This window comes from Asanoa sp. NPDC050611 (genome assembly GCF_040654855.1).
In the GTDB taxonomy this organism is placed as follows: Bacteria; Actinomycetota; Actinomycetes; order Mycobacteriales; family Micromonosporaceae; genus Asanoa.
This window is the reverse complement of the sequence record NZ_JBFAIU010000647.1, coordinates 1-1,896: the sequence shown is the minus strand read 5'-3', so window position 1 is coordinate 1,896 and position 1,896 is coordinate 1. Positions and strand designations below refer to the sequence as shown.

Here is a 1,896-nt window from a genome sequence, read left to right as displayed (position 1 = left end):
GCATCCGGTCGGCCGGCAGGTCGCCGGGATCCGTCCGATCCAGCGCGGTCACGGGCACGTCGGCCGCCGCCAGGGCGTCGAGCACGGCCCGGCCCAGCAGCCCGGCGGCGCCGGTGACCAGCACGCGGTCAGTTCTTGACCGCACCGGACAACCCGTTGACGAAGTAGCGCTGCAGCGCGAGGAACAGCACGATCACGGGCAGGACCAGGATCAACGACCCCGCCATGATCTCGTTGTACGAGGGCACCGTGCCGGACGCCAGCCGTTCCAGCGCGAGCGGCAGCGTGTACCGCGACTCGTCGTTGAGCGACACCCGGGTCAGCACGTACTCGTTCCAGGTCGGCACCGCGGTCAGCACGCCGATGGTGATCAGGGTCGGTCGGGCCAGCGGCAGGTAGACCCGCCAGAAGATGCGCAGCTCGCCGGCGCCGTCGGCGGTCGCCGCGTCGTGCAGGTCGTGCGGCACGGCCCGGAAGGCGGCGGTCAGCATCAGCACGGCCAGCGGCGCGGTCCCGTTGACGAACGGCAGGATCAGCCCGGTGTGCGTGCCGAGGATGTCGAGCTTGTTCTCCAGGATCGTCAGCGGCAGCAGCACGGTGATGCTCGGCACGAACAGCAGCGCGACGAAGAACCAGAACACGAAGCGCCGCCCGGGAAAGTCGACCATCGCGAACGCGTACCCGGCGAGGCTGTAGATCACCAGCACGCCCAGCACGGTCAGCCCGGTGACCTTCAGGCTGTTGAGGAAGTAGTCGAAGAAGTGCAGCCGGCTCCACGTGTCGGCGAGCGTGGCCAACGTCGGCCGGTGCGGGATCAGGTGGCCGCCCTCCAGCACCTCCAGCCGGTCCTTGAACGCGCCGGAGACCATCCAGGCGAACGGGTAGAGGCTGACGACGGCGTACACGGCGAGCGCGAGGTAGGCGACCAGGGCGCCCGGGGAAAGCCGGCGGCTCACCGTTGCCCCCGCAACAGCCGGGCGTTGACCACCGCGAGCAGTAGCGCCGCGACGAAGATCAGCCAGCCGAGCGCGCTGGCCACGCCGAGCGTCGGCGACAGGCTCTGGAAGAACGCCTGCTGGTACGCCTTGAGCCCGAGCACGTCGGTGTGCCCGGCCGGCCCGCCGTTCGTCATGATCAGGAAGATCTGGAAGCCCTGCATGGTGTCGCGCAGCCCGAGCAGCACGACCGCGACCGTGATCGGCACGAGCAGGGGCCAGGTGATGTGCCGCAGCCGGCGCACCGCGCCCGCGCCGTCGAGCGCCGCCGCCTCCAGCACCGCCGGGTCGATCGCCTGCAGCCCGGCCAGGTAGAGCAGCATCGCGACCGGAACGCTGCCCCAGATCATGATGACGATCAGCGTCGGCAGCGCGGTGGCCGGATCGGCGAGGAAGCCCTGCGGCCGGGCCAGGCTGCCGAGCCCGAGGGCGCGCAGCGCGAGGTTGACGGCGCCGTCGGGTTCGAGCACGTAGCGCCAGGCGTAGTAGACGGCGACGCCGGCGGTCACGTACGGCAGGAAGAAGACCGACCGCAGCGTGCCGCGCAGCCGGGTGATGCTGTTGAGCAGGGTGGCCAGCGGCAGGGCGATCAGCACCGTGCCGAACGAGACCGCCACCATCGCGATCCCGGTGTTGAGCGCCGCGTTGCGCATCTCCGGCGCCAGCCGCGGGTCGGCGAACAGGATGTCCCGGTAGTTGTCGAGCCCGACCCACTCCCAGGTGGGCGAGAAGCCGTTCCACTTGGCGAAGCTCAGCCCGAAGCTGTAGACGATCGTGTAGAGCCCGAGGACCAGGAACAGCACCACCGCCGCGCGCAGGGACTGTCCGATCTCGACATCGGTCACGCGTACAGCGTGGCACTGCGACCGCGGTCAGAACAGCGTCAGCTCGTCGCGCTCGA

The 1,896-nt window shown here is 70.2% G+C and carries 3 protein-coding genes; all 3 read right to left on the bottom strand.

Annotated features, from left to right (window positions below; all coding sequences use genetic code 11):
• Positions 1–124 (bottom strand): NAD-dependent epimerase/dehydratase family protein (locus tag AB0H87_RS41435; protein ID WP_360159242.1); only part of this gene is annotated, 124 nt, incomplete at its 3' end.
• 4 nt (positions 125–128) lie between these two features.
• Positions 129–956 carry a carbohydrate ABC transporter permease gene (locus tag AB0H87_RS41430; protein ID WP_360159239.1) on the bottom strand — a complete coding sequence of 276 codons (828 nt, stop codon included), beginning with the start codon at positions 954–956 and terminating at the stop codon, positions 129–131.
• Positions 953–1,840: a sugar ABC transporter permease gene (locus AB0H87_RS41425; protein ID WP_360159236.1), complete on the bottom strand. Its 888-nt coding sequence runs from the start codon at positions 1,838–1,840 to the stop codon at positions 953–955. Before AB0H87_RS41425 ends, AB0H87_RS41430 begins: the two co-directional genes overlap by 4 nt.
• Between the last annotated feature and the right edge of the window lie 56 nt (positions 1,841–1,896).